This is a genomic window from Sorangium sp. So ce327, assembly GCF_051530205.1.
GTDB classification, from domain to species: domain Bacteria; phylum Myxococcota_A; class Polyangia; order Polyangiales; family Polyangiaceae; genus Sorangium; species Sorangium cellulosum_B.
On record NZ_CP150330.1, the window covers coordinates 6,065,396 to 6,091,088 of the forward strand.

Annotated in this window: 24 protein-coding genes; 13 read left to right on the plus strand and 11 right to left on the minus strand. The window is 71.0% G+C overall.

What is annotated here, in order from left to right; genetic code table 11:
- Window positions 1–4 precede the first annotated feature (4 nt).
- Together ntrB and WME95_RS22710 are read right to left on the minus strand one after the other, a co-directional pair.
- Complete coding sequence (ntrB, locus tag WME95_RS22705) at window positions 5–802, minus strand: nitrate ABC transporter permease (protein ID WP_437554691.1); 798 nt, start codon at window positions 800–802, stop codon at window positions 5–7.
- Between the two features lie 93 nt (window positions 803–895).
- Window positions 896–2,215 carry a CmpA/NrtA family ABC transporter substrate-binding protein gene (locus WME95_RS22710; RefSeq protein ID WP_437910536.1) on the minus strand — a complete coding sequence of 440 codons (1,320 nt, stop codon included), beginning with the start codon at window positions 2,213–2,215 and terminating at the stop codon, window positions 896–898.
- 602 nt (window positions 2,216–2,817) lie between these two features.
- Between WME95_RS22710 and WME95_RS22715 the strand changes: the two genes are divergently transcribed.
- The 5 genes from WME95_RS22715 to WME95_RS22735 all read left to right on the plus strand — a co-directional run bounded on the left by WME95_RS22715 (window position 2,818) and on the right by WME95_RS22735 (window position 8,157).
- On the plus strand, window positions 2,818–3,672 hold the full coding sequence (locus tag WME95_RS22715) for a fibrinogen-like YCDxxxxGGGW domain-containing protein (RefSeq protein ID WP_437554695.1): 855 nt from the start codon (window positions 2,818–2,820) through the stop codon (window positions 3,670–3,672).
- A gap of 132 nt (window positions 3,673–3,804) precedes the next feature.
- The gene (locus WME95_RS22720) at window positions 3,805–4,422 is read left to right on the plus strand and encodes a 50S ribosomal protein L11 methyltransferase (protein ID WP_437910537.1); all 618 of its coding nucleotides are present in this window, start codon (window positions 3,805–3,807) and stop codon (window positions 4,420–4,422) included.
- A gap of 37 nt (window positions 4,423–4,459) precedes the next feature.
- Complete coding sequence (locus tag WME95_RS22725) at window positions 4,460–6,652, plus strand: hypothetical protein (protein WP_437910538.1); 2,193 nt, start codon at window positions 4,460–4,462, stop codon at window positions 6,650–6,652.
- Window positions 6,653–6,663: 11 nt separating this feature from the next.
- Window positions 6,664–7,206: a hypothetical protein gene (locus tag WME95_RS22730; RefSeq protein WP_437910539.1), complete on the plus strand. Its 543-nt coding sequence runs from the start codon at window positions 6,664–6,666 to the stop codon at window positions 7,204–7,206.
- Between the two features lie 6 nt (window positions 7,207–7,212).
- Entirely contained in the window at window positions 7,213–8,157 is a 945-nt protein-coding gene (locus WME95_RS22735) for a formylglycine-generating enzyme family protein (RefSeq protein WP_437910540.1), read from the plus strand.
- Here WME95_RS22735 and WME95_RS22740 read toward each other — a convergent pair.
- Together WME95_RS22740 and WME95_RS22745 are read right to left on the minus strand one after the other, a co-directional pair.
- The gene (locus WME95_RS22740; protein ID WP_437910541.1) at window positions 8,060–9,121 is read right to left on the minus strand and encodes a Vgb family protein; all 1,062 of its coding nucleotides are present in this window, start codon (window positions 9,119–9,121) and stop codon (window positions 8,060–8,062) included. The genes WME95_RS22735 and WME95_RS22740 overlap by 98 nt on opposite strands.
- A gap of 349 nt (window positions 9,122–9,470) precedes the next feature.
- A complete protein-coding gene (locus WME95_RS22745) occupies window positions 9,471–9,866 on the minus strand; it encodes a hypothetical protein (protein WP_437910542.1) in 396 nt (131 codons plus the stop codon).
- Between the two features lie 175 nt (window positions 9,867–10,041).
- Here WME95_RS22745 and WME95_RS22750 point away from each other — a divergent pair, with 175 nt between their 5' ends.
- Window positions 10,042–10,428: a hypothetical protein gene (locus WME95_RS22750; RefSeq protein WP_437910543.1), complete on the plus strand. Its 387-nt coding sequence runs from the start codon at window positions 10,042–10,044 to the stop codon at window positions 10,426–10,428.
- 180 nt (window positions 10,429–10,608) lie between these two features.
- Here WME95_RS22750 and WME95_RS22755 read toward each other — a convergent pair whose 3' ends face one another.
- A complete protein-coding gene (locus tag WME95_RS22755; protein ID WP_437910544.1) occupies window positions 10,609–11,001 on the minus strand; it encodes a hypothetical protein in 393 nt (130 codons plus the stop codon).
- 206 nt (window positions 11,002–11,207) lie between these two features.
- Between WME95_RS22755 and WME95_RS22760 the strand changes: the two genes are divergently transcribed.
- Window positions 11,208–12,146 carry a hypothetical protein gene (locus WME95_RS22760; protein WP_437910545.1) on the plus strand — a complete coding sequence of 313 codons (939 nt, stop codon included), beginning with the start codon at window positions 11,208–11,210 and terminating at the stop codon, window positions 12,144–12,146.
- Between the two features lie 133 nt (window positions 12,147–12,279).
- Here the strand turns inward: WME95_RS22760 and WME95_RS22765 are convergent, their stop codons facing one another.
- Together WME95_RS22765 and WME95_RS22770 are read right to left on the minus strand one after the other, a co-directional pair.
- Window positions 12,280–12,669: a nuclear transport factor 2 family protein gene (locus WME95_RS22765; protein WP_437554711.1), complete on the minus strand. Its 390-nt coding sequence runs from the start codon at window positions 12,667–12,669 to the stop codon at window positions 12,280–12,282.
- 144 nt (window positions 12,670–12,813) lie between these two features.
- Window positions 12,814–13,746, minus strand: a complete 933-nt coding sequence (locus tag WME95_RS22770) for a helix-turn-helix transcriptional regulator (protein ID WP_437910546.1) — start codon at window positions 13,744–13,746, stop codon at window positions 12,814–12,816.
- A gap of 1,218 nt (window positions 13,747–14,964) precedes the next feature.
- Between WME95_RS22770 and WME95_RS22775 the strand changes: the two genes are divergently transcribed.
- Complete coding sequence (locus WME95_RS22775) at window positions 14,965–16,212, plus strand: hypothetical protein (protein WP_437910547.1); 1,248 nt, start codon at window positions 14,965–14,967, stop codon at window positions 16,210–16,212.
- Between the two features lie 434 nt (window positions 16,213–16,646).
- Here WME95_RS22775 and WME95_RS22780 read toward each other — a convergent pair whose 3' ends face one another.
- The 3 genes from WME95_RS22780 to WME95_RS22790 form a co-directional block, all read right to left on the minus strand.
- On the minus strand, window positions 16,647–16,922 hold the full coding sequence (locus tag WME95_RS22780; protein ID WP_437910548.1) for a hypothetical protein: 276 nt from the start codon (window positions 16,920–16,922) through the stop codon (window positions 16,647–16,649).
- A gap of 294 nt (window positions 16,923–17,216) precedes the next feature.
- The gene (locus tag WME95_RS22785; protein ID WP_437910549.1) at window positions 17,217–17,543 is read right to left on the minus strand and encodes a DUF6968 family protein; all 327 of its coding nucleotides are present in this window, start codon (window positions 17,541–17,543) and stop codon (window positions 17,217–17,219) included.
- Between the two features lie 566 nt (window positions 17,544–18,109).
- Window positions 18,110–18,643, minus strand: coding sequence for a hypothetical protein (locus WME95_RS22790; RefSeq protein WP_437910550.1), 534 nt, complete (start codon window positions 18,641–18,643; stop codon window positions 18,110–18,112).
- Between the two features lie 371 nt (window positions 18,644–19,014).
- Here WME95_RS22790 and WME95_RS22795 point away from each other — a divergent pair, with 371 nt between their 5' ends.
- Genes WME95_RS22795 through WME95_RS22810 form a run of 4 tightly spaced genes read left to right on the plus strand, consistent with a single transcriptional unit; the run spans window position 19,015 to window position 22,955 of the window.
- Window positions 19,015–19,410 (plus strand): VOC family protein, encoded by a 396-nt coding sequence (locus tag WME95_RS22795; protein WP_437910551.1) that lies wholly within the window; start codon window positions 19,015–19,017, stop codon window positions 19,408–19,410.
- Window positions 19,411–19,469: 59 nt separating this feature from the next.
- Window positions 19,470–21,221, plus strand: coding sequence for a protein kinase domain-containing protein (locus WME95_RS22800; RefSeq protein ID WP_437910552.1), 1,752 nt, complete (start codon window positions 19,470–19,472; stop codon window positions 21,219–21,221).
- 4 nt (window positions 21,222–21,225) lie between these two features.
- On the plus strand, window positions 21,226–22,095 hold the full coding sequence (locus WME95_RS22805) for a hypothetical protein (protein WP_437910553.1): 870 nt from the start codon (window positions 21,226–21,228) through the stop codon (window positions 22,093–22,095).
- The gene (locus WME95_RS22810; protein WP_437910554.1) at window positions 22,095–22,955 is read left to right on the plus strand and encodes a formylglycine-generating enzyme family protein; all 861 of its coding nucleotides are present in this window, start codon (window positions 22,095–22,097) and stop codon (window positions 22,953–22,955) included. Before WME95_RS22805 ends, WME95_RS22810 begins: the two co-directional genes overlap by 1 nt.
- Window positions 22,956–23,054: 99 nt before the next feature.
- On the opposite strand, the gene WME95_RS22815 is transcribed toward WME95_RS22810, so the two are convergent.
- Entirely contained in the window at window positions 23,055–23,570 is a 516-nt protein-coding gene (locus WME95_RS22815; protein WP_437910555.1) for a hypothetical protein, read from the minus strand.
- Window positions 23,571–23,848: 278 nt separating this feature from the next.
- Between WME95_RS22815 and WME95_RS22820 the strand changes: the two genes are divergently transcribed.
- Window positions 23,849–25,453 carry a hypothetical protein gene (locus WME95_RS22820; RefSeq protein ID WP_437910556.1) on the plus strand — a complete coding sequence of 535 codons (1,605 nt, stop codon included), beginning with the start codon at window positions 23,849–23,851 and terminating at the stop codon, window positions 25,451–25,453.
- Window positions 25,454–25,693: the final 240 nt, after the last annotated feature.

Sequence of the window (25,693 nt, forward strand, 5' to 3'; positions counted from 1 at the left end):
GACGTCACGCTCCCGCCAGCTTGAGCCGGCGCTCGACGAGGCTCATCAGGGCGTCCAAAAGGAAGCCGACGACCCCGATGGTGATGATGCACAGGATGATGTGCTCGTAGATGAGGCTGTTGTACTCCTGCCAGAGGAAGCCGCCGACCCCGGGCGAGCCGGTCAACATCTCCACGGCGACGATGACCAGCCAGGCGATGCCCAGGCTGAGCCGGAAGCCCGTGAACATGTAGGGGAGCGCCGCGGGGAGCTGCACCTTGAACAGCGTCTTCATGCGCGACAGCCGGAGCACCCTGGCGACGTTCATGTAGTCCTGCGGGATCGATCGCACCCCGAGCGCGGTGTTCAGGACCGTCGGCCACATCGAGCACATCGCGATGGTGAAGACGCCGGCAGGGTCGGGCTTCTGGAAGAGCACGAGGCCGAGCGGGAGCCACGCGAGCGGCGAGACCGGGCGGAGGATCTGGATGATGGGATCGAAGCTCGACCTGAACAGCCTCGACGCGCCCAGGAAGAAGCCGATCGGCGTCCCGAGGAGGATCGCCAGCGTGTAGCCCTTGGCGACCCGCTGGAGCGAGTACCAGGTGAAGCGGAGGATGCCCTGGTCAAGCTCTCCCCGCTTCTCGAACGGCTCGAAGATGTAAGGCCTGCTCACCTCCCATGTCTTGAGCGGAGAGGGCAGCGCCTGGGTCCACAGGCTGCTCGCGGCGGCCCACAGCCCGATCACGCACGCCACCCCGAAGAGGGGCAGGATCATGTGGTCGACTCGAATCCTCGGAGAGATCGCCTTCGCCTCGCTCATGCAGCACTCCTCTTCCGCTTCCGATTCCGCTTCCGATTCCGCTTCCGCTTCCGCCGCCGCGCCTCCCGCCGGCGCGGCGATGGCGATGTGGGTTCATCCCTTCAGGGCGTGGACCGGGAACGACGTCGCGTACTTCTCCGGGTCCTTCGGATCGAACGTCACGCCGTCGAACAGCGTCTCGGGCGCGTCGCTCCGGCCGCCGTGCGCGACCCCGAGCTCCTTCATCGCCTCCTCGTAGAGATCGGGGCGCATGACCTGCTTGACGACGCCCTCGTAGTCCGGCTTCCCCTCCACCATGCCCCACCGGCGGAACTGGCTGAGCCACCAGAGCGCGTACTTCGGCTGCGGGTAGTTGCAGCCCCGCTCGCTGAAGATCATGTAGTCCTTGTCCTCTTTGGTGCGCCCGTCGCCGTAGTCGTAGCGCCCCTGCAGCCGGCCGAGGATGAGCTCCGGCGGACAGTTGATGTACGTGGGCCTCGACACGACGTCCGCCTGCTCGGGGCGGTTGTCGAGTTTGTCCAGCCAGACGCTCGCCTCGTGGAGCGCCTTGATCACCGCCTTCACCGTCTTCGGGTTCTTGTCGGCGAACTCCGCGGTGAACGCGCACACCTTCTCGGGGTGGTCCCTCCAGAGCTCCTGCGTTGTGACGGCCGTGTAGCCGATCTGGTCGGAGATCGCCCTGGCGTTCCACGGCTCGCCGACGCAGAAGCCGTCCATCTTGCCCACCTTCATGTTGGCGACCATCTGGGCGGGCGGGATGGTCACGAGCGCGACGTCCTTGTCCGGGTGGACGCCGCCCGCGCCCAGGTAATAACGGGTCCACATGGCGTGCGTTCCAGGCGGGAACGTCATCGCGAAGGTCATGGGCGCCCCCTTCGCCTTCGCCTCCTCGATGAACGGCTTGAGCGCCTTGGGATCGCCGGCCACCTTGCCCCGGAGGTCGCTCTTCATCGTGATCGCCTGGCCGTTGCGGTTGAGCAGCCACGGGATGACCATGGGCATCTTCGGCGATCCGAGGAGCCCCATCGTCGAGGCGAGCGGCATGCCGAAGAGCATGTGCGTCGCCTGGAGATCCCCGTTCGTGAGCGAGTCGCGGATCGCGGCCCAGCTCGCGCCCTTCACGATGGTCGCGTTGATGCCGTACTTCTTGAAGAACCCCTTCTCGTGGGCGATCACGAGAGGAGAGCAGTCGGTCAGCGCGATGATGCCGAAGCGCAGATCGGACACCTCGGGCTTGGCGGCGTCCGGGATGAGCGGCGCGGCGTTCGCCGCCGGCTTCGCCGACGCTTCGGACCGCGATTCGCAGGCGGGGAGGAGCGCGGCTCCCCCGAGCGCGAGCGCACCGCCGAGGAAACGCCGGCGGTGGAGGGGCGTGGCGCTCGGGGCCTCACTCGCAGGTTCTCGTCTCTTCATTCCAAAGATCCTTTGCTGGGATGACCGTGGAGCCTCGGGCGCATGGAGAGGGACACGCCCGCCGGTCGGGGCAGACTGGACGGGCTGCGCTCCGGAGGCGCCGTCCGTGAAATCGCCTGTTCGTTCGAGAATGAGCTAGGCCAGCTCCGCGGCGAGATCGGCGGGGTGAGCGCGCTCTCGCCGCGGGTGTGCGCCCTGGATGGCCTCAGCCATACACGGGCCCAGGATTTGCCAAGGACGATGCATGGGCGCCTGTTTCTATGAAGTTTCTGTAGGATATTTTTTCTTCATTCACTTCACGTTCGTCACGCTCGTTGCGTTCGTCACGCGCGTTGCGTTCGTCACGCGCGTTGCGTTCGTTACGCGCGTTGCGTTCGTTACGTCCGTTCCGTCATGTTCGTTGCGTTCGCCACGCCGCCTTCGTCTTCCGTCTCAATGACTGCGGGGCAGCGGCGCGCCCGAGCGAGCGGTCGGGGAGCTTCGCGAACGGACCGGTTGCTTGCCAGGCCTGGGGTGAGGCTGTAGCGTCCGCGCGGCGCAGGAGGAGCGCCACGCCGATCCGGCGGGTGTGATTCGGCAGGCAGCAGGTCATGGGAGCGACGATGACGAGCGGGTCCGCGACGTGGGTGGGGGCGGCGGCGTGCCTCCTGGCGTGCGGGTGTACGTCCCTCGCCGGGCTCGATGGGCCCTACCACCTGGAGGCGGGCGGGGGCGCCGGCGGTGGGGGTGGGGGTGGCGGGGGCGCCGGCGGGCAAGACTGCGCCGAAGAGGCGAGCGAAGGGTGCGTCTACGACCGGTGCGGCGCCGTCCCCGAGAGCGCCCCGAGCGGCGTCTACGCGCTCGATCCCGACGGGCCCGGCCCAGAGGAGCAGGCCGAGGTCTACTGCGGTGAGCCTGTGGACGGCGATCGCTGGGCGCTCGTCTACAACAGCGTCGGGTCAGCGGACGGCGCGACGCTCCCGTTCTGGAAGATCCTGTATGCCGATCGGCTCGCCACCAAGGGGACGCCGTCGCTCGGCGACAACCTTTACCAGCCGTCGCTGTACATCGCCGGCCGGGAATACCGCGACGAGATCGAGGACATCGCGGGGACCGTCGCCGAGGTGATGCGGGCGACCGCCGAGGGCATCGACACCGGGGACATGCACCTCCTCACGCCGATACGGGTCAGCGGGGATGAGCACCTCTTTTCGTGGCAATTCGCCACGGGGTGGTCGTCGCCGGATTTCGACGCAGACACCAAGGACGACGGCAATTGCGCGGGCGCCTATGCGGGCGTCACGCAGCACTACGGGCACTGCTTCGTCTACAACCTCGGCGCGGACGACGATGAGCCGATCGAGGACGAGGGCTGGGGCCCGCACATGAGCACTCCCGACGCGACGGCATACGGGCTCTCCGACGACGGGAGCGGGTATACGCGCTTGCAGCGGATCTCCCGCTGGACCCGCTGGTGATCGCGCCCGCCCGGGCCAGATCGCTCGCCGCTGGGCCGGGCCGGCGCGTCGCGAACCCCGGCCGCCCGGCGCCCCCGAGGGCCATCGCGCGGATGACACCCGGGCTGCCGCGGTGGCAGACTTCGACGACGCATGAGCGACCGTTCGACCTTCGTTGACGTGCCACCGCGCTTTCGCGTGATCACCGATCCGCGGGGCGCGGAGGTCGACGACCGCACCATCGTCCTCGGCCCGAGCCACGCGTTCGGCGACGGCCGGCACGAGAGCACGCGGATGTGCCTCCAGGCGCTCGCGTCGTTCGCGCCACGCAGCGGCTTTCGCCTCTTCGACGTGGGGAGCGGGACGGGGATCCTCTCGATCGGCGCCGCGAAGCTCGGCGGCGAGGCGATCGGCGTCGACATCGACGCCGCCGCGAACGCGATCGCGGCGGACAACGCTCGGCGGAGCGCGGTGGAAGCGCGCGTGAGCTTCTCGGCGACGTGGCCGGACGGGACGTTCGACATCGTCGTGGCCAACATCCTTCGGGACGTCCTCACGGCGCTCGCCCCTCGGATCGTGGCGCGCCTGGCTCCCCGCGGGACGTTGATCCTCTCGGGGCTCGTGTCCACCGACGTTCCGGAGATCGTGGCGCGTTATGCGCCGCTCCTCGCCGACCGTCGACCGGAGATCTTCGAGCGGGGCGCGTGGCGCGCGCTCGTCTGGCGCGACGCCGAGCCGCGCGCCGAGGCCGGAGCCGCGACCGGCCGTTGACCCGGGGCGCGAGGGCGCGCGAACATCCGGCGACCCCTTGGCGACCCTCCCCGCGACACGCCACCTCGCCGCGCTCCTCGCGCTCGCCGCGAGCGCCTGCTCCCGCAGCCCCACGGCCGGCACGGACGCGGGCCCTGGCCCGGCCGGCAGCGCGAGCTCCTCGGCCAGCGGCGCGGGCGCTCCGACCGCTCCCCTGCCCCCGTCCACGGCCGCGCCGCTGCGCGCGCCGGTCCGCGAGGGCGGCGCCCTGTCCCGCGCCGCGCGCGAGGACGCGCTCTATGTGGCCGACGAGGACCACGGCGTCGTGCGCGTCGTGCCGCTGCCGCTCGACCCCGCCCGGCCCGGCGCAGGGGTCCCCGCGCCAGGCAGGCCCGCGCAGGTGCTCGCGCTCGGCGGGCGCGGCGAGCACGACGCGCGCGTGCTCGCCACCGTCCGCGATCCGGGGCTGCTGCTGATCTTCCGGCCGGATCCTGCGGCCGGCCTCGTCGAGGTGGGCCGCGTGCCGCTGCCCGCCGACGCGTGGGGCATCGCGGTCACGCCCGACGAGAAGACCGCGATCGTGACCTCGGCGTGGACCCACAAGGTCTCGGCCGTCGACCTCGAGGCCGGGCAGACGCGGTGGACCGTCGACGTGGCGCGCGAGCCGCGGGGCGTGGCGGTGCTGCCCGACGGCAGCGCCGCGTACGTGAGCCACCTCGTCGGCGCCGATCTCACGAGGATCGACGATCTCGGCGGGGCGCCGAAGGTCCGGCGCGTCGCCCTGCCCGCCTCGCCGCTGCGCGCGCCGTCGGGCGAGCGGCTCGCCGCGTCGCTGGGGTATGCGCTCTCGCTCTCCGAGGACGGGCGGCGCCTGTTCGCGGCGCGGCACGCGCTCGGCGCCATGGGCCACGCGGCGTGGTTCGGCGCCGCGACGGTGGACGTGCTGATCACCGGCCGGGACGAGCCGCTCGCCCCGCCGCACCACGGCAACCTGCCGGTGCTCCGATCGGCGTTCGCCGAGCAGGTGATCACCCCGGAGAGCGTGATCACCCTGCCCGGCGCGGGCGTCACGCCCGTCACCCAGCCGCGCGCCATGGCGTACCGCAAGCGCGCGCGCACGCTGCTCGTCGCGGGCGAGGGCGACGATCTCGTGCTCGAGGTGGACGCGACAGCGGTGGATCCGACGCTCGCGATCGTAAGGAGCTACCCGGTCGGCGGCCGCTACGATCCGCACATCCGCGTGGCCGGCACGTGCGGCGCGCCGACCGGCCTCGCGCTCTCCGCGGACGAGGCGACGGCGTGGGTCTTCTGCCGCTCGACCGGCGACGTGGCGGCGCTCCGGCTGCACGACGCGGCGGCGGGCCCGACCGTCGCGCCCGTGGGATCGGCGGGCCCGGCGGGCTCGGCCAGCCCCGCGCCGGCGTCCGCCGCCGCGGGCGCGGCGGAAGGGCCGTCGGCGCTCGTGCACCTCGCCGACGATCCGCTCGGGCCGGAGGTCGCGAAGGGCCGCCGGCTCTTCTACAACGCGCTCGACGCCACGGTGAGCGGCAACCTCGGCTGCGCGGGATGCCACCCCGACGGGCGCGACGACGGGTACGTCTGGCGCGAGGCCACCTTCAGCACGGCCGACGGCGAGCACGCGAACTTCGTCGGGCGGCCGGAGAACATCCCCGAGGTCGCCAGGAAGCGAGGAGTTCCTCGGCGCACCCCGATGCTCGCCGGCAACGTGGGCGCGGCCGGGCCGTACGGCTGGCACGGCGAGAGCGAGGACCTCGTCGGCAGGCTGCAGACAGGCATGGGGCTGCACCGCTGGGGCGGGCTGCCGATCGACCATACGCCGGCCAGCCTCGCGGCGCGGGCGACCTATCTCGCGATGTTCCTCCGCCGGGGCCTCGTCACGCCGCCGCGCGCCGAAAGGGCGCCGGACGAGCGCGTGAAGCGCGGCCGGGAGATCTTCCACAGCGACGAGGCGAAGTGCTCCCGCTGCCACGTCCCCACGAGCGATTACACCGATCGCACGGCGTACCCGATGCCGAAGCGGCCGCCGCCGCCGGGCTACGACGAGGATCCGCGCCCCGAGTACAAGACGCCGTCGCTGCGCTTCGTCGGAGGCCGGCCGCCCTACCTTCACGACGGGCGCGCCGGCACGCTGGCGGAGCTCATCGAGCAGAACGCCGACTGGATGGGCAAGACAAGCCACCTGTCGCCCGAGGACAGGGCGGCGCTCGTGGCGTTCCTGGAGACGTTATGAGGCCGCGCTCCGTGCTGCTCGCCTTGATGGGCGCCGGCGTGGCCTCCGTCCTGGCCGCGGCGTCCGGGGCGCCTGGCGCGCAGCCAGGCGGCGCGCCCAGGGCCGCGGCGAGCGCGACGGCCGACGCCAGCGACGAGCTGCCCCTCGACGCCGCGCCCTTCCCGCCCGAGCCGTCCAAGCAGCCCACGGCCGCCGAGTGGAAGGCGGCGCCCCGCGTCCGCCTCTCCCGCGCCGGCCCCGCGGCCGCAGGCTGCCGCGCGTACAGGGCGAGGGAGTGGCTGCGCATCCGCTGCCCGGAGCTCACCGTCTCGGCCATCTCGCTGCTCGGCGGAAAGACCGAGGGCGTGGCCTTCTGGATCGACCCGCCCCGCGGCGGCAGCGAGCTCCCGCGCGGGGGCGAGGTGATGTTCCCGATCCGCCGCGGCGATCGGCGGGTGATCCAGATCCTGACGTTCGGCCCGGGCTACGACGGGCCGTTCACCTTGTTGCCGGCGATCGTCATCCAGGAGCAATGGCTGGAAGACGAGCCGGCGCCGACCGTGACCGCCTCCTGAGACACCATGCGATCCCACACCACGCTCCGCGCCATCTCCTCGCTGTTCCTCCTTGCCGCTGCGAGCGGCGTCCTCGTCGCCGCGTGCGGCGCCGCCCCCGCGACTCCCGGCGGCCCGCCCGCCGATCAGGCGCCCGCCGCGCAGCCCACCGCCACGAACCCCGCCTCGACTGCTGGGACGGCGCTCGCCCCGGCGCCGCCCCAGCCCGACCCGGCGGTGGCCTCGGCGCAGGCGGGCGCCGGGCAGGCCGGCGCCGAGCCGACCGCCGCGCCCGCCGAGGCGGCGAAGCCATCGAACGGCTGTCCCGACGGCATGGCCCGGGTCCCGGGCGGCAGCTTCGTGATGGGCCCGCTCAAGGTGAAGGCCACCGTGGATGACCTCTGCGTCGACAGGACCGAGGTCACCGCGGAGGCCTTCGCGGCGTGTGTCAAGGATGGCAAGTGCACGGATACGTTGGCCAATTGCGCCAAGGAGGCGTCGACCTACGGCGTGGCCGGCAAGGAGAAGCAGCCGATGGTCTGCGTCGACTTCTCGCAGGCACAGGCCTACTGCGCGGCGCAGGGCAAGCGGTTGCCGCGCGACGACGAGTGGGAGTGGGCGGCCCGCGGCGGCGAGGAGGCGCGGCCGTATCCGTGGGGCGAGGAGGCGCCGAAGGATCAGCTCTGCTGGTCCGGCGGCGGCACCGCGCGCAAAACCGCGTGCGACGTGGGGAGCTTCCCGGCCGGCGCGAGCCCGCAGGGCATCCAGGACCTGGCGGGCAACGTCTTCGAGTGGACGACCAACGCCAACGACGGCAAGGGCAAGATGCGCATCGCCCGCGGCGGCAGCTGGCGCGACGGCATCGCGCCGCTCGTCAGGACCGCGCGGCCGGGCGGCTTCGAGGCGACGTACCGCTGCGGGTTCCTCGGCATCCGCTGCGTCGTCGAGCCGGCGGCCCAGGCGACGAAGTAAGCTGCGCCGCGCCGGCCGAGCGCCAGACCGGATCGGCTGGGAATGCCGTCCCTGACACCGGACGCGTGAGAAACGTCGGCCCGTTCAGCCCGCCGCTGCCCGATGCGACGAACGTGTCGACGAAGGCGCCGGTCGCCAACTCGAAGCGGCTCACGTCGTTGGTCCCGACGTTGGTCACATAGACGAGGCCGTCGCCGCCCTTCACCATGCCGAACGGCTCCGAGAGCCCCTGCCCCGAGGCGAACACGCCAAGAAACGCCCCCGTCGTGCCATCGTAGCGCAGGATCTGATCCGTGCCGCGGCTCACGACGAGCAGGTGCCCCTCGGGGTCGAACAGCATCATCTCGGGCGTGTCGAGGCCCCCTCCCATGGCGACGACGCCTTTGGAGGCCCCCGTCGTACCGTCGAACCACATCACCTGGTGCGTCAGGCGGCTGGCCACAACCATGTTGTTGCCAGGCCCGAAGAGCAGCGCATCGGGCGCCGCCAGGCCCCCTTGCGCGAACACGCCGAGGAACGTCCCCGTCGCGTCGAACCGAAGGATGCTCGCCGTCGCGCGGTCAGCGATGTACAGGTTGCCGTCCGGACCGAAGCTCAACCCCACCGGCTGGGAGATCCCGCCCGTCGCGTTCGAGACGACCACATCGAGGAAGGCGCCCGTCGTACCGTCGAACCGTTGAACGATGTCGGATCCATAACTCGCGACGTGGAGGCGCCCGTCATCGTCGAAGGCCAGTCCCTCGGGACGGTTCATCCCGTTGCCGCTCGCGAACGTGCCGACGAACGCCCCTGTCTCGTCGTAGCGCAGCACGGAGTGGGTCTCTTCGCTGCTGACCAGCAGATCGGCCGCCAGCGCGTGCCGTCCGGTCGTCGCCGTCACCAAGAGGAGCAAGGTACCGAGGGTTCGACATCCAAACAAACGTCTTCGAGCAGTCATAGTAGTCCTCCGATCAAGGGGCGTCATGAGAGTCGAGGGGTCGCCATACCCTTGTTCCCACCGGGTAACGGGCGGCCTCCATGTTCGGGCCCAGCGCCCGTTCGCGTCGCCTCGTGAATGGATTACGCCGTGTGGCGGCCGATCTATCAAAGGTACAAAAAAAGGAGGTGGAGGTCGCCGACCTCCGCCTCCCTTCGCCGCAGGGTGCGCCGCAGCTTCAGGATTTCACGGCTCCCGGGCCTGCCACCACGAACGCCTGCGCCAGGCCGGGGCCCTCGGCCCGTCTCGCAGCCCGAGAGGACGACCTGCGCGGGGCTCCGCACGCGAGCGCTGCTGGCAGCTCGATGCGCTGATGGTCTGACGCAGCGTGCGGCCGTCACCCGCGATCGTCGACCGCCATGGAGCGCAGGACGCGCTCGGAGGCTTCGGCGTGCTCGAGCAGCAGCGCCGCAAAACCGCGCTGAAGCTCGATCTTGCGGCGCATCCACGCCTCGAAGGCGCCGCGGTCGAAGCGCGCGAGGTCGTGGGGGGCGGCGGGCAAATCGCCCGCAGCCCGCATCGTCTCCGCGGCGCGGCCCGCCGCCTCGCCGATCTCGCGGTAGCCGGCGGCCACCCGGCGCATCGCGTCGTGTTCGAGGCGGGCCTCGGGCGTTGCGCTGCCCACCCAGCGCGCGTGGGCTTCCAGGTTGTCGGCCACGTGTCGGAACAGCTCCGCCAGCCGCTCGGGAACCACCGCGTTGTTCGCCAGATCGCGTCCACAGGGCTCGTCCATCGGTACCTCCTGTCCATTCGCCCCAACGCGCGAGGCGTCGGGTCGTGACCGCGGTCGTGACCGCAGGCCGCAGTCGAGGAGCGGGCGGTCGGGCGTGTGGTATCCATGGCGGCCGCAGTGTCGTCGTCCCCCGCGCCCGCCACGATGGCGGGTTGCCCGCCCCGGAGCCCTGCCGATGACCGACGTCCACCACGCCGAGGCCACCGCCTTCTTCGACGACTTCGTCGCCGCGTTCGCGCACTTCGACGGGCCGCTGATCGCCCGCCGCTACCACGTGCCGTACCTCGCGATGCACGCCGCCGGCCTGCACGACCTGCTGACGAGCGCGGAGGCCGTCGGGGCCTACTTCCAGCGCATCGTCGACCAGTACCGCGGCGACGGCTGCACGGCCTGCCGCCACCGCGGGCTCCAGGTGGTCACGATGGGGGACGAGGCGCTGCTCGCCACCGTGTCGTGGGACCTGCTGGACGCGTCAGGCGGCGTGCTATCGACCTGGCGCGAGAGCTACAACCTGCTGCGCACGCCGCAAGGGCTGCGCATCTTCGCGTCGACGGACCACTGATTCAGAGGAGCTCCGCCGTCGCCCGGTGGGGGTGGCATCCATTTGAAATTCAGACTCCTCGTGGCGGCCGTGCGCTCCCGGCGCGGAAGCGCAAGGAGGCGACCGCCTGAGCGCAAGCGGCCAACGAAGCCGAGCGCGCGACGGTCCTCGAGAGGATCGCCGGCGCCGGGCCTCGGCCGATCAGATGCTGCACTCCACGAAGCCCTGCGTGTTCGTGGAGACGTTCATCTCCCACCTGGACTGGGTGGCGTCGTACTGGACGACCACGCCGGTGGAGACGCCGCCGCGGAGAATGCCGCCGATCCCCTTGAGCCAGCACGTCTTGCCGGTCACCGCGGGGCCGAGGTTCACCGACCCTGCCTGGATGCCGTGGTAAGCCTCGCCGAGGTAGTCCGTCACCTGTACGCAGCTCGCGTAGCCGGCGACCTTCCCCTGCCCGTGGAGGTACCAAGAGTTGCCGTCTTTCTCCACGCCGATGTAGTCCGACGCGCTGGCGAAGTTGTCGCCGCCCTCGTAGTTGATGACCTGCGTCAGGAAGCAGCGTCGGTTGTTGCTGGTGGACGCGAGGTACACCCTGGGGTTGGTCGTGGTGTAGCTCCGGGCTCTCGACCTCGACGCTGCACCCCAGGAGGGCGACGACCGAAGCGACCGACAGCAGCCGAAAACAAGCGCGAGCTAGTTGCATGTGCATAGCATGTTCCCCTTTTCGAACGCAGCGGGCCGAGGCGGCGCGCTGCGACGGCAATGCTACGCGGACAACTGTGGTACCAGGCTGGACCATGTTCGAATTCTTGAAGCCGGCGCGCTTGGTCGACATCGTGGGCACGGAGCTCATCCTGGGCGTCGGGATCCACGCCTTGCGCGCGCGCGGTCCCGTGCGGGTGGTCGAAGCCGGTGGACGTTTCGACTTGCGGGTCGGCCCCGCGACGCTGGAGACGTTGGACGGCGCCGCGTGGTCGGCGTATCCGTTCGCGCTCACAGCAGGGCTTGGCGAGGACGCGCAGTTCGAGGGACGGACTTTTGCCGTCGAGCCGCGCGAATTCACCGTGCTCGAGCTCCCGGGTGAAGTTTGGTTTGGCTTGGAGGTGCGCTTGACGGAGCAGCGCACCACGAGCGGCCCCTGCCTCGTCAGTTCGCGGACCGTGAGCCTCGGCGTCACGTCTACGCGGCGCTTCGCCAGGCCACTGGAGAAAGCCCAATGGATCGCTGGATCCCCGTGGCGCGCGTCGACCGCGCCGGAGGTATGGCCACCCGAAGTCGTGCATCGCAGTCTGCTCCCCGAGCAGCACACCGCGGTGCACGTCGCGCCCGAGCTCTATGGCGTCTTGCGCGATCGCGAGGAAGGAGACCTGCGCTTCAGCTTTCCTCGCGAGAAATACGAGGAAGCCCTCCGGATCTGGCGCAGCGTCGCCATCGCCGTCGAGGACACCGAGATGCGGCGGTCGACGAGCCCGTCGCTGCGCGACCTGACAGGCCCGCAGCTCTCCGCATCCTCGCTCTTGTTGCTACCGTGGCTCGGCCTCGAGCTCACGCGACGCGCCCGCGGAAATCCCATCGTGCAACTCTTCAACGAGCAGCTGTGCTGTATCGACGACGAGGACCCGGACTGGCGCGAAGCTCTGGCAGCGGAGGGCACGCGCCTTTCAAGCAGCCCCGACGGTCTTGTTCAGAGCCCGCCCTTGACCTTTCGCGACGGCGCGTGGGTGGCCGCCGAGTGATTGCTTTGGGCGCCCCGGCAATACCCCGCCCCAGCGCGCTGCGCACGGCGTGGCGTGTCGTGCGCCGATGGGTGACCGGCTGTCAACTCGGCGAGGGGTAGGCGCGCGTCGCGGTGGGTGCGCGGCGGCGCGCTCAGAACATGGCGCGGGGGTTCGGCGCGTCGGCCGGGATGTCCTGCAGCACGTCCCAGTGCTCGCAGAAGCGCCCGTCGGCGACGCGGAAGATGTCGACCACCGCGACGCCGCGCGGCCGCCGCGGGTTCACGAGCTTGTAGTGCACCACGGCGTACTCGGCGTCGGCGATCATGCGCTGGATCTCGACCTGCGCGCCGTGAAGCGGCGTCTCGCCGTCGCGGAAATAGGCGATGAAGGCCTCGCAGCCGTTCATCCCGGGCGCGGCGCGCGCGTCGGGGTTGTGGTCGACGAAGTCGGCGGTCAACAGCGCGCGGACGGCGTCCCAGTGCCTGCCGACCACGGCGTCGTACAGCTCGAGCAGCATCCGCTTGTTGCGTTCGGGGTTCATACGGAGGGGGCGTGCCTTTCTGCACCGGGGAGCATGGTCGCTCGCCGGTGCGTGCTCACCCTCGCAGCGGGGCGCGCGGCGGGCTTGAATCTGCGCGCCAATCGTCGGCCGCATCGCGCGCGCGCACCGCGCCGTGGGCGCGTGCTAGCGCGTGCGCGCGACCGCGCGGTACGCGCTCGGCGGCATGCCCGACGCGGCGCGGAACTCGCGCGCCAGGTGGGCCGCGTCGCTGAACCCGTACGCGTGCGCGATCTCGGTGAGCGGCCGAAGCGAGCCGGCGATCGCGACGGTGGCGTCGCGCATGCGCACGCGGCGCGCGAGCGCCGAGGCAGTGGTGCCGTGTGCCGCGAGCCGGCGCTGCAGCGTGCGGACCGACTGGCGCGTGGCGTGCGCGAGGCCCTGCGGCGTCCACGGCGCGTGCAGCTCGCGCGCGATCGCCGCGAGCGTGGCGGCGACCGGGTCGTCCGCGGCGCTCGGTGGGTGCAACGTCTGGCGCGCGGACGGCGCCGGCGCGGTCCGGCGCGACCACGCGAGGCGGAGCGCGACCGGCGGCTCGGCAAGCGACGCGGGCCCGAGCCAATGGGCGTCGCAGGCGAGCTCGCGCCACGGTCCGCGCGCGGCGCGCGCCGCGACGACGAGCTCGCCGTGGCCCATCCGGCGCAGCAACGCGGCGAGCACCCCGGTGATCATCACGGTCTGGCTCGCGGGGGCGAGCGCGCCGGCGTACGGCTGCGCCGCGAGCTGCAGCGCGCCGGCGCCGTCGAGCGCGAACCGCGTCTGGTGGCGCACGCCCCAGGCGCGCTCGAGCGCGCTCCAGCGATGCGCGAGCTGCGCCACGCTCGCGGCGCTCTCGAGCAGGTAGAGCGTCGGCGAGAAGGTCAGCGCGTCGAGCCCGTCGCCCAGCGCGAAGACGGCGCCGAGCCCACCGACGCGTGCGCGCTCCGCGACGAGCGCCCGCAGCGGCGCCGCGGGGCTGAGGGCCTGCAGGGCGGGGTCGGGCGCGCGCGCGACGTGCGCGTCGCGCGCGCGGACGCGCTGCGCGAGGTGGAGCAGCTGCAGGCTGACGTTCTGCGACACGGCGTGTGGGCGCAGCGACAGGCGTGTGGCCGGCCGCGCGCGAGTGTGGCACCTGCGCGCGCGGGCCGCCACGGTCGTGCGCCCGCGAGGGCGAAGGGCGCGCGCGCTAACCTCCCCCTCCTGGGCGATCTCTCGCCGCCAGAGCGCGATATCGCCTTCGGCGCGCCCGCAGGCTGTGGAGTGAAGGCTGCCTCCTCGTTGGTGCTAGCGAGGTCGACGACAGGCGCTGCCCGCGGCATCGCCGGCGGGGCGCTCAGGAGCTCCGAGAGGGTGCGAGCGGCGATCTGCGCGGTCGTGAGGTTGCCCGCCGCGTGGGCGGCGGTGATGGTCTGCGTCAGGGTCGCGAAGAGCACCTGGCGCGGACTGTCGGCGAGTAGACATCTGCCTTGCCCCCCTCGAAACCCGCGCAAATCCGCGTAATCGTGCCATCCCGCTCCGCCGGGGCCTATCCTCATGGGTCCCCGCTCCGGGTGAAAAGCAGCCTCGGTCACGGGAAGGTTCGCGGGCCGAACGACCGTGGAGGCGCGCCGGCCACGTCATGTCAGCTATCGCAACCCGCGCCGACCGGCTCGAAGGTGATGCGATCGAAGATGGAGACGTAGTCGGGGGACCGCACGCCCGTGTTGGCGATCATGCCGACCTGAAGTGTCGCCGGCAGATCGGCGCGGGTGATGGGCGCGACCGACGTCGGCCACCCCGTGTCGCCTGGGTGGCGGTAGTACCACCTCCGGGCGAAGGTGATGCGCGCCGGGACGCTGTTACCGCGGTCGGTCCGAGGCGCAGGGCCTACGTCGCGACGGTGGCGCGTGCGCTACGGTCATGCTGATGTTGCCGTCGAGCGTTCGGGCGATCGACACGGATTCACAACGGAGGCATTGGATGAACAGCACTCGATGGGTGGCTTTTCAGAACGGCGGATCGCGCGGACGCAGTGCTGCGCTGCTCGCCGCAGCATGCCTCACGGCATGCTCCTCGGTCGTCATTCCGGATCAGCCCAGCGGAGGAACAGGCGGCGACGGCGGCGCGACCAGCACCGGAGGCGCGGAGACGGCCACGGGCACCGGAGGCGCGGGAACCACCACGGGCACCGGAGGCGCGGGAACCACCACGGGCACCGGAGGCGCGGGAACGACCACAGGAACCGGAGGAACAGGCACGCCGGACGATCGACCCTGGAGCAAGACGATCGCGGGTTCCGGAGCGGAGAGTCCCCGCGCCGTGGCGGCAGATTCAAAAGGGAACGTCTTCTTGTCGGCCGAGATCTACGAATCGACCGATCTCGGCTGCGGCCCCTTGAGCGCAGGGTCAGGGCCCCTCGACGCCCTGGAACTCGGCGCCTTCGTCGCCAAGCTCGACGCGTCGGGTACCTGCCTCTGGAACGTCGCCTTGCCGAACACGGCGAGCGGCATCGCAAAGTACTCGACCCTCGCCGCCGACGCGCAGGGCAATCTGCTCGCCGCAGGCCTGGCCCGTGGCACCATCGACCTCGGCGCGGGTCCCATGGCAGGCGCGACGGAGGGTCAGGATGTCCTGGTCGCGAAGGTTGACCCCGATGGCCGCCTCCTCTGGGCGAGGCGCTTCGGTAACGATGCCGTTCAGCTCGCGCCCCACATCGCGGTCGACCGGGCCGGGAACGCGGTCGTCACCGGCGGCGCGAGGGGATCCATTCCCATCGGCGACGAGCCGATCGTGAGCGCCGGCGGCGTCGATGCCTTCGTGCTGAAGCTCAATCCCACCGGCGAGGTGCTCTGGGGGAAGCTCTTCGGAGATCACGACTACCAGGCCTGCAGGGGCGTCGCACTGGACAGGCAGGGCAATGTGCTCGTCATGGGCGATTTCGGCGGAACCATTGATCTCGGCGGTGGCCCCCTCGTCAGCGCGGGGGACCGAGACATCTTCGTGGCGAAGCTCGACCCCGACGGCACCCCGCGCTGGAGCAAGCGTTTCGGCGGTGCGCTCAATCAGACCGGCCTCGACATCGATACGGATGAGAAGGGGGATCTGCACGTCCTCGCGGCGCTCGACGGCACGGTGGACTTCGGCGGAGGCGCTCTCACCGCGAGCTCTGGTATCGCCGTCGCGAAGCTCGATCCCGATGGACAGCACATCTGGAGCAGGCAATTCGGCGACGGCATGAGCGTGGTCCATCACCAGCTCGCGGTGGACGATCAGGGCAGCACCGTGCTGACGGGCTGCTTCGACGGCACGATCGACTTCGGCAACGGGCCTATCGGCAGCGGCGACGGCGCGGTGGAAGAGGCTTTCGTCGCCAAGCTCGATCCCCTCGGGGACGCGCTCTGGAGCCGACGCTTCAGCGGCGCCGGAGCGCAGTTCGGATGGGATATCGACACAGACCCCGGGGGCAACGTCTTCGTCCTCGGCGGATTCGAGGGCACGGTCGATTTCGGAGACGGCCCGATCTCCGCCCAGATGCGGGATGTCTTCCTTCTAAAGCTCTCGCCCTGATCTGTGCCTTCATGAGAAAGCCCTCGGGCTTTCAAGCTGATCGGGTGCGCTGCGCGCCGAGGGCGACGATCGCGCTGCGAAGTACGATGTCGAGCAACTCCTCGAGATCTGCGCCGAGGATCGCGAGCGGTGGAGCCAAAGACCAACGAGCGCTTCTACGCCATGGACGACGTCGTCGTGCAGCAGCCGACGGCACCTGGGGCACGCCGGGCCAGGGCGGCGGCGGCGGTCGCTTGAGCGGGCTCGCCCTGTGCGACGGATTGAGGCCTGCTGTCGCGAGTTCTCCAGCTGGGCCGAGGGAGCGCCAACGCGGACCAGGACATCCAGACGCCTGCAGGAAGGGGCAAGCGGACTCTGGCACGGCCGCTGCGGTCCAGGGGCGCCTCGACACCGAAGGCCGCGCGAAGCGAGCTCGGACTCTCGCGGCGCAGACGTCAAGGCGGAAGGAGGAGCGGGGTCATGGTGCCGCCGTCATCCCTGACCTTGCCTCCAGCGAGCTGCCGAATAAACCCAGCCGCACTCTCGATGGTGTTCAGCCAGTCAGCGCCCTTGAGACGTACGTGATCATCGGTCTTAAAGCCGAGCACGTCCACGGACACAGACCAGAGTCCGTCGGGGTCCTCGCGTAGATCGCCAATGCGGATCGTTATGGTCCGTGGCGCGCTTCCATCGGACGGCGTGAAGGTGGAGACGATCTCTAATATATTCATCTTTCGCAGTCCTTGAGGCAGCGACTGACTCGGCACCATGTAGCGCGACGCCGGCGCGCTACATGCTCGCCAGCATTTCGCTCAATCCCGCGGTTGCCACCCGCGGCGTGCTCGACCAAGCGGACGGTGACCTCGCCCCGGTCTCGTGCTCGCGGGACTCATCCCGGCGACGCTGAACACCTCGCCGGCCATCTGGCCGAGCTCAAGCACCGCCCCGAGAGCGCGGCGCTGAGCGCGGGTGTCCACGAGCGCGTCCACTCGCTCAAGTTTCGCCTTGCAAAGCTCGGCGCTCGTTCAGGGGGTAGCAGAAGAAGTCCCGAACCCGAGGTCGTCTTCGCCAAGCCATCTTAATCTCGCCCCGGCGGGAGCAAGCGTGGTGAGGATCGGCGGTACGATCCAGCATGCCGCGAGAAATGCCTGGAGTTCATCGACACCATAAAAGTGGCGAGAGTACGGCTCCTCGAACCCACTGATCTCAAGTAGCACTCGGAAGTCTCCTCCCGGAAGGGGATCGGGCTCTGGAAGCCCGATGCGAACAACGATGGCATGGACGTCGCTCGAACCGGGCAGCGTCATTTCGAGGGTGCGCACCAGCGCCCTGATGGCCGCAGTAGAACTCATTGTTCAGTCCTTGCACTTTTTGATGCACTCAGCATATTCGTTATTACACTTTTCCCAGCACCTCCGACGAGCTGGCTTGTCGCTCTCAGGAAGCTTGCGACAGTCCGCTTCGCACGCCTCCGCTACATCGACGCAATGCTGCCGACAAGAGCTACTAATCGAGCTTGAGTTCGTCACCCATCGGCACGGGCCGCATGACTGCGCGCCCGAGCCGAGGTGGACCCCGTTGGCATACTCACATCGCTCCTTGGCTTCGTCCAGGCTCGCATGCTGGCCCTGGTAGAGCGAGGTGCAGGCACCGGCCTCTCCCCAGTTCTTGCACTGAGTCGAGCCAGCCTTCCACGTCACCGTGCACTCGGCGAGCTGTGAGCCGCCGCTGCACGGGTCCTCGTCGTAGCCGGTGTGATTCTGCGGCTCCAGCGGAACATACCCGAAGCCTCCGACCCCGCCGGTAGGGGTGATGATGCCCCCGCCGGCCCCCTCCGTTCCATGACCCCGGACGTAGCACTCTCCCATGTCGAAGTTGCACCCCGTGAGACCGAGCACCAGAAGAACGATCCGCCTCTTCATTTCGACTCTCCCCCGAACCTCCAGATAGGCCCAGCCGTGACCATCAGGACCATGCCGCCGGGAAGGACACGGCTGCTCCCGCCGGCCCAGTCCACGTTGACGCTCGTCGACGCCCCCAGGCGCCCGGCGAAGTACCAGTCGGACTGAGCGCGGCCGCCCGGAGCGACCCCCATCACGCGATCGCAGATCACGGCGCCGCACACCTGCATCATGTAGATCGACAGCGACGGCCCGAGGCTGACGTTGCCGGTCTTCGTGGTGTACCCGAAGGTGACCGCCGTCCGATCGTAGACCCCGACGCCTGCCCCTGGGACGACGCTGAGCACGTTGTGGACTTCGATCCGGAAGTCGCCCGTCCTGCGCCACAGCCACCCGATGAAGGGGCTCACGGCGAGCTCGGGCTCGGTCCCGACCTGGATCCCACCGACGCTCACGCCGCCGCTGAACTCGAGCGCCAGCGCCGGCGCGGGAGCGACGACGAGGGAACAAGCGCAGAAAAGGCCAAGCTTGCCGTGGAAGCGCATCGACATGGTGCAGGCTCCTCGCCGAGCGGCGGCGACACACGGTGCGGATGCACTCGTTATTCTTCCGAGTGTGCTCTGGGCGTCAAATAGAAACTCGGCGAGCGCATCCGAAAGGACATGAGTCGCTCCGTTCCGGGCATTCGCCCGTGCGCACACGGTTCCGCGGTAAGAGAGCACCGCTTCGAGAGAGAGCGTCTTGTCAGCGAACATGCGCGCGAGCAGCGGAGAGAATTGACCTTCCATCCCAGAACCCGTTCCGCTCTCTCGATCTCTCGCGCTGCCCAGCGGACCGCCGGGCTCGCGGGCGGCCGCTGCCCCGTCCGGCGCTCGCGCCTTGCCTTCCGGCGCGGCGCAGCGCACCTTCGCGCCCAGCGACCATGCCCGGCGACGACCCCTACGTGATGCCCGCCTACGTCAAGCTCCTCGTCGCCGACGCGGAGCGCTCCGCCTCGTTCTACGAGCTCCTCGGCTTCACCCGCGTCCACCAGGACCCGGTGTTCATCCACCTGCGCTGGGCACGCTATGCCGATCTCTTCCTCGTCGCGACGCCGCCGGGGGTCTCGCTCGCCGGGCAGCGCGGCCTCGGCGTCATCGTCTGCTTCAGCGCCGCCGGCGACCGCGGCATCGAGACCATCGCCGCGCGCGCCGCGGCGGCCGGCGCCGCCGTCGACGGGCCGCGCGACCAGCCGTGGCACACACGGGAGATCGTCGTCACCGACCCCGACGGCTACCGCCTCTGCTTCGTCGAACCGAGCACGCCCCTCCCGAGCTGAGGCACACTGCCGGCGCCTCCCAGGCGGCGCCGGGCGCGCTCGTGTATCATCCCGCCGGCATGTCGCCGGAGCCGTCGCAGCCCAAGCCCATCGGGCGGTATCTGCTGTACAGCCCGATCGCGTCCGGCGGGATGGCGTCCGTGCACCTCGGCCGGCTCGTCGGCGACGCGGGCTTCTCGCGCACCGTGGCCATCAAGCGGCTGCACCCCGCGCTCGCCGAGGCGCCCGAGATCGCCGAGAGCCTGCGCGACGAGGCCCGCATCGTCGCGCGCATCCAGCACCCCAACGTCGTCGCCATGGTCGACCTCCTCGTCGCCGAGGACGAGGCGTTCCTGGTCATGGAGTACGTGCGGGGCGAGTCGCTGGCGCGGCTGCTCCGGGCGGCGCGCGCGGGCGGCGCGCCGGCGCCGGTGCCCATCGTCGCGAGCATCGCGTGCGGCGCGCTCCACGGCCTGCACGCGGCCCACGAGGCGCGCAGCGAGTCGGGCGAGCCGCTCGGCATCGTGCACCGGGACGTCTCGCCCGAGAACGTGCTCGTCGGCGTCGACGGGACGGCGCGGCTGCTCGACTTCGGCATCGCCAAGGCGCGCGGGCGGCTCAGCACCACCCGCGGCGGGCAGATCAAGGGCAAGCTCGCGTACATGGCGCCAGAGCAGCTCCTCTGCGCCGACGTGACCCGGCGGACCGACGTGTTCGCGGCGGGCGCGGTCCTCTGGGAGGCGCTCGCAGGCCGCCGGCTCTTCGACGGCGGCGACGAGGGCGACCTCATCCGGGCCGTGCTCGAGGAGCCGATCCTGCCCCCTAGCTCGCTCGCGGCGCACGTGCCGCCTGCGCTCGACGCCATCGTCCTCCGTGCCCTCGAGCGGAACCCGGAGGGCCGCTACCCGACCGCCCGCGAGCTCGCGGTCGCCATCGAGGACGCCGTCCCGCTCGCGTCGCCGCGCGCCGTGGGCGAGTGGGTGGAGGCGCTCGCCGGCGACGCGCTCGCGCGGCGGGCGGCGCGCGTCGCCGCCATCGAGAGCGCGTCGGCGGGGATCCCGGGCGGCCCGGCGACGGCCAGCTCGGGGGCGACCGCGCGGGGTGGGTCGGGCGCGCCCGGCGACGGGGCAAAAGACGAAGGCGAGCCCACGCCGCCGGGCGGCCCGGCGCGCGGGCTGGCAGAGACCGCGCCCTCGATCCCGTCGAGGGCCCTCGATCAGGGGACGCCGGCGGCCGAGCCCACGCCCGGATCGGTGACGTCCAGCGGGATCTCGCTGGGACTGCCTGCGACCGACGGCGCGCGGCCCGATGGTCCGCCCCCCACGGCGAGGAAGCGCGCGCGCCCGCTGCTCGCGCTGCTCGGCGCGCTGCTCCTCGGCGGCGCGGCCGCGCTCGCGACGCAGTCGTGGCGCCGCGCCCCTCCCGGCCCGGAGGACGCCGCGCGCGCGGTCCACGCGGCGCCCGCGGCGCAGCCGGCCGGCGCCTCGACGGCGAGCGCGGCGAGCGCCGTCGCAGCGAGCCCATCGAGCACCGCCGCGACTGCCCCGACGAGCGCCGCGCCTGACCCCTCGAGCACCGCCGCGGCTGCCCCATCGAGCACCGCCGCGGCTGCCCCATCGAGCACCGCCGCGCCTGACCCGGCGAGCGCCCCCGCGGCCGACCCGGCGAGCGCCGTCGCGCCAGCGCCCGCACAGCGCCCGGCGCGCCCTGCAGCCGGCGCGCGCGCGCCTGCCCCCGCGGCACGCGCGACCCGCGCTGACGCCCAGCGCTGCTCCCCGCCCTATACCGTGGACAAGGCCGGCATACGCCGGCTCAAGCCTGAGTGCCTGTGAACCGATGAACCCTCCGTGTCCCGCCCGCGCCCGGCTCGCGCTCTCCCTCGCCGCCGCCGCGGCGCTCTCGCTCACCGGCGCCCGCGCCGACGCCGCGCCCGACAAGCAGGCGTGCGCCGACGCCTACGAGCGCGCGCAGGGCCTCCGCCACGACGGCCGGCTGATCGAGGCGCGCGCCGCGCTGGTCGTCTGCTCGCAGCCGACGTGCCCGGCGGCCGCCGTCGCCGACTGCGGGCCGTGGCTCGCCGCGGTCGAGCAGAGCCTGCCCTCCGTGGTCGTCGCCGCGAAGGACGCGCACGGGCGAGAGCGCCTCGACGTGCGCGTGCTCGTGGACGGGCGCCCCCTCGCCGCGGCGCTCGACGGCAAGGCGCTGCCGGTCGACCCGGGCCCGCACACCTTCCGCTTCGAGCCCGCGACGGGCCCCGCCGTCGAGGAGCGCGTGCTGATCCGCGAGGGCGAGAAGAACCGCCTGCTCACCGTGACCCTCGGCGCACCTTCGGCCGGCGCGCCCCCCTCGCCTCGCCCGCGCGCCGCGCCGCCCGCGGAGCCCTCGGTCCCGGGGCTCGTGTGGGCCTCCGGCGCCGTCGGCGTCGCTGGGCTCGCGGTGTTCGCCGTCGCCGGCGCCCTCTCGCTGAACGCCGAGGCCGACCTGCGCGCCACGTGCGCCCCGCGCTGCGCGGAGGGCGAGGTGCGCGCCATCCGGGTCCAGCACGCGGTTGCTGACATCGGCCTCGGCGTAGGCGTCGTCGCCCTGGGGGCCGCTGCGTGGCTCTACATGACCCGGCCGACCGCGGCGCAGCCCCCGAAGGCCGGCGCGACGGCGCTCTGGCCGTTCATCGCCGGCAACGCCGCGGGCGTCGCGGGGGCCTTCTGATGCGCGCGTCGGGCCGCGCCCGCGGCGCCGCCGCCGCCCTCGCGGCGGCGCTCCTCTCGGCGTGCTCGCTCCTGCGCCCGCTGCACGGCCTCACCTGCGAGCCCGGGGCCGGCAACGCCTCGTGCCTGTACGGCCAGCCCTGCGACGCCAGCGCCGACTGCACGACGGCCGCGTGCACCGAGGGGGTCTGCCAGTGCCCCGCCGGCATGGTGACGATCGAGAGCTCGTTCTGCATCGATCGGACGGAGGTGTCGAACGCCGCCTACCGCGCCTTCCTCGCCACGCAGCCGGACGTCGCGGCGCAGGCGCCGTTCTGCTCGTTCAACAGCACCTTCGATTTCGACGACGCCGGGCCCGACGCGCCGCTCGTGTGCACGGCGCGCCGCAAGGAGGACGAGCACCCCGCCACCTGCGTCGACTGGTGCGACGCGCTCGCCTTCTGCAAGAGCCAGGGCAAGCGCCTCTGCGGCGAGCGCCACGGCGGCCCGCTGCCGTTCCGCGGTGACATGGCGCAGGGCGAGTGGTTCGACGCGTGCAGCAAGCACGGCGCGCTCGCTCACTCCACCGGCGAGTTCGACGCTCTCCACTGCAACGGTGACAGCACCGAGACGGTGCCGGTCGGCGACGACACCAGCCTGGCGTGCGAGGGCGGCTATCTCGGCCTGCAGCACATGAGCGGAAACGTCCGCGAGTGGGAAGACGCGTGCTCCGACGACGTCGGCTCCGGAGACCTCTGCAGGACCCGGGGCGGGGCGTTCGACAGCGAGGGAACGCTCGACGAGCTCCGGTGCGACGCGCGCGACGAGCGCGAGCGCGCCGACACCGATCATACGATCGGGTTCCGCTGCTGCAGCGGGTAGCGCGGAGGCCGTTGGCGACGGGCGAGACCGATGCCGTCCCCGAGGCCCGTGCGCGCTCGCCGGAGGGATCTGGCTCGCGACGGGAGGTGGCGCCGCCGCTCACTTCACGCAGGTGCGCTTGTCCTGGTAATCACAGCTCGGCACGCCGGCATTCACCGCCGTCTCGGTGAAGCCAGGGTAGCAGATCGGGTCGCACGTCGCGTAAGACCCGCTCGGATACGGCACCGCACCGCACGAGATCCGATCGTAGATCCCGGCGCAGTAGCTCGGCCCGCTCTGCGAGCCGCTCACGTACCAGCCGGGCGGACAGGCGACGGAGGCGCCGCAATGCGCGAAGGACGCCCGCGTGGCCCAGGGGATGAGCTCGCAGCGGTAGGCCTCGCCGTTCGCGCAGCCGAGCGCGCTGCCCTGGCTCAGCGACACGGAGTGCGTGGTTTCGCCGCTGACGCACGCCGCGCACTGCCACCCGGTCAGCGCTTGCGCTCCCGCCGCGCTCGGCTCGGCCAGCGCTGCGTCCTCCCCATCGGCCGTGCCGAGGCAGCCGGCGGCTCCCGTCAGGGCCACGACCAGCCCGAGCCCACACACGCCCATCGTCCACCGCGAAAAGCTCTCCATGCTCGTCCTCCGATGCGATCCCCCGCCATCAACGACGTGATCCCATGGAGAGGACACCGCAAGAGCGCAAGGGACGCAAGGGAGAGCGATATCCACCTGCTGAAGGCGAGCTGGGGAGCTTGCGAGAGCTCGCAGCGCGTGCTCCCTCGGCGACATCTTCCCTGACGTAGGGGGGGGAACCCCGGAGGCGACCGAAAAATTCCCCTGCAGGAAGACTCCCATTCGCCACTCGACGGCGAGGCATCAAAGCGGCACGAAGTATGCTCCGACGAGGGACGATGCCCCACTCCTCGCCTCTTCGAAGTCTCCGGAAAAACGCTGAATTCGCTCTGGTCCTCGGCCTCGGCCGAGGAGATCGCGACCTTGGACGCGTGTCAGAGTGTGCCAAAGGCGGCCTTGGTCAGATGCCGATGGCGCAAGTACGCCGCTTCATCGCTCTCGCGTTGCCCCTCGTTCTCCTCGCGTGCGGGACGACGGTCGGACTGGCGGCGAGCGCGGAGAGCGCGTCCGGCGGAGATGCGTCAGCCGGGGGCGCGGGCGCCGGTGGAACGGCGTCGGGTGGAGCGAATGGCGGAGCTGGCGCGGGTGGCGCGGCAAGCGGCGGCGCGACCGGGAGCGGCGGAGCGCAGCCCGACCCCGATGGGGCCGGCGAGGAATTCCTTCTGAGCTTCCCGCGGCGCAACGCCTTTGGCCTCGGTCAACCGCTCGCAGCGACCAAGAACGGCTCAGTCATCACGGTCGGAGCTCGAGCTCCCGCGGAGCTCCTCCCCGAGTCGATCGGCGAACCCTTTCTTGCGGAGTACTCGGCGACCGGAGAAGTCCTCCACGCGCTCGCGCTGCCCGGAGCCGCTGAGCCAGAGTTGATGGCGATCGACGCGGAAGGCTCGATCTTCCTCGTCGGTCAGCTCTACATGGACATGACCTTCGGCGAGCTCACTCTCACGGCCGTCGAGGACGGGTTTTATCTGGTCAAGGTGAACCCCGATTTTTCGATCGCCCTTGCGGCCGGCGTCACTCTCGAAGGCAGCTCTCCTCTGAGCGCGATCGCGGTCGACGCGGACGGCGACCTCGTCGTTGGCCTCGGCGTGTACAACGACGACGCATCCGTACAAAAACCTCAGATCATGAAGTTCTCCGGGTCGACCCTCGAAGCGATCTGGAGCACGACGTTCGAGCACGACATCCGCCAGGGATACACGATTGCCCTCACGTTCAATCGTGACGGCGAGATCCTCGCCGGCGGCGCGTTTACTGGAACACTCACGATCGGAGAGACAGAGCTCAAAAAGGCTGGAGGGCAGGACGATCCAGCTGTTTACAACGGCTGGCTCGCCTGGCTCGACCCGGAGAGCGGCGATCCTCTGCGCGCGCTCCGCTTTGGCGGGGCGAGCTTCGACTATGTGAAAGACCTGAAGTCGACCGCCTCTGGGCGCCTCCTCCTCCTCGCCTCACAAACGTCGACATCGACCTTCCTCGATCATACGGACACCTTCGACGAGGAAAGATCGGAGTCGATCCTCTATGATTTCGAGGACGGTGAGACAGTTCATTGGGCGAGCCGGCTCGGCGGACCAGACTATTACGGCAACGCGCTGGCCCTCGGCGGCGATGGTCAAAGCTACGTGGCCGGTCGCTTCGGCTGGCTCGGCACGGAAGAAGATGCAAAAGGAGGGCGCCTCACGCGCTTCGCGGCAGACGGAGCGAAGGGCGAGAGTGTCGAGTTCGCGACCGGCAACCCGAACGGCCTGACGCACGTCGCCGTCGATACGAAAGGCGGCGTCTGGGTCAGCGGGGCGTGGGAAACGGCCTTCGATTTTTCGGGAAAGAGCTACGCTCCGCCGACGGATGGCGGACAGTTCGTCCTCCGGAAGAAGGGATTCTAGACGAACGCGCGGCTGGGCAAAAAATCACGCTGGAGGACGAGTTGGGTTCAAGCGGCACAGGAGGCGAATGAATAAGAGCTCCGGCACTCTCGTCAATGCGCCGGTCGCCCTCGATTCCTCTCACGATTACCATCGTTCGATGCAGGCCGTGATGTGGAGCCGGATCTTGAAGGTGACCGACGCGCTCATCGGGCTGCTCAAGCAGCACGCGCCGGCTCCGGCAGCGTTCGACACGGCGAG

Bases quoted from the DNA above. Each gene is read 5' to 3' on its own strand.
- WME95_RS22785 (WP_437910549.1), bottom strand. From the start codon at position 17,543: ATGAGTTCTACTGCGGCCATCAGGGCGCTGGTGCGCACCCTCGAAATG.
- WME95_RS22805 (WP_437910553.1), top strand. From the start codon at position 21,226: ATGAACCCTCCGTGTCCCGCCCGCGCCCGGCTCGCGCTCTCCCTCGCC.
- WME95_RS22740 (WP_437910541.1), bottom strand. From the start codon at position 9,121: ATGACGCCCCTTGATCGGAGGACTACTATGACTGCTCGAAGACGTTTG.
- WME95_RS22745 (WP_437910542.1), bottom strand. From the start codon at position 9,866: ATGGACGAGCCCTGTGGACGCGATCTGGCGAACAACGCGGTGGTTCCC.
- WME95_RS22780 (WP_437910548.1), bottom strand. From the start codon at position 16,922: ATGAATATATTAGAGATCGTCTCCACCTTCACGCCGTCCGATGGAAGC.
- WME95_RS22800 (WP_437910552.1), top strand. From the start codon at position 19,470: ATGTCGCCGGAGCCGTCGCAGCCCAAGCCCATCGGGCGGTATCTGCTG.
- WME95_RS22795 (WP_437910551.1), top strand. From the start codon at position 19,015: ATGCCCGGCGACGACCCCTACGTGATGCCCGCCTACGTCAAGCTCCTC.
- WME95_RS22735 (WP_437910540.1), top strand. From the start codon at position 7,213: ATGCGATCCCACACCACGCTCCGCGCCATCTCCTCGCTGTTCCTCCTT.
- WME95_RS22790 (WP_437910550.1), bottom strand. From the start codon at position 18,643: ATGTCGATGCGCTTCCACGGCAAGCTTGGCCTTTTCTGCGCTTGTTCC.
- ntrB (WP_437554691.1), bottom strand. From the start codon at position 802: ATGAGCGAGGCGAAGGCGATCTCTCCGAGGATTCGAGTCGACCACATG.
- WME95_RS22750 (WP_437910543.1), top strand. From the start codon at position 10,042: ATGACCGACGTCCACCACGCCGAGGCCACCGCCTTCTTCGACGACTTC.
- WME95_RS22760 (WP_437910545.1), top strand. From the start codon at position 11,208: ATGTTCGAATTCTTGAAGCCGGCGCGCTTGGTCGACATCGTGGGCACG.
- WME95_RS22715 (WP_437554695.1), top strand. From the start codon at position 2,818: ATGACGAGCGGGTCCGCGACGTGGGTGGGGGCGGCGGCGTGCCTCCTG.
- WME95_RS22710 (WP_437910536.1), bottom strand. From the start codon at position 2,215: ATGAAGAGACGAGAACCTGCGAGTGAGGCCCCGAGCGCCACGCCCCTC.
- WME95_RS22815 (WP_437910555.1), bottom strand. From the start codon at position 23,570: ATGGAGAGCTTTTCGCGGTGGACGATGGGCGTGTGTGGGCTCGGGCTG.
- WME95_RS22765 (WP_437554711.1), bottom strand. From the start codon at position 12,669: ATGAACCCCGAACGCAACAAGCGGATGCTGCTCGAGCTGTACGACGCC.
- WME95_RS22820 (WP_437910556.1), top strand. From the start codon at position 23,849: ATGCCCCACTCCTCGCCTCTTCGAAGTCTCCGGAAAAACGCTGAATTC.
- WME95_RS22720 (WP_437910537.1), top strand. From the start codon at position 3,805: ATGAGCGACCGTTCGACCTTCGTTGACGTGCCACCGCGCTTTCGCGTG.
- WME95_RS22810 (WP_437910554.1), top strand. From the start codon at position 22,095: ATGCGCGCGTCGGGCCGCGCCCGCGGCGCCGCCGCCGCCCTCGCGGCG.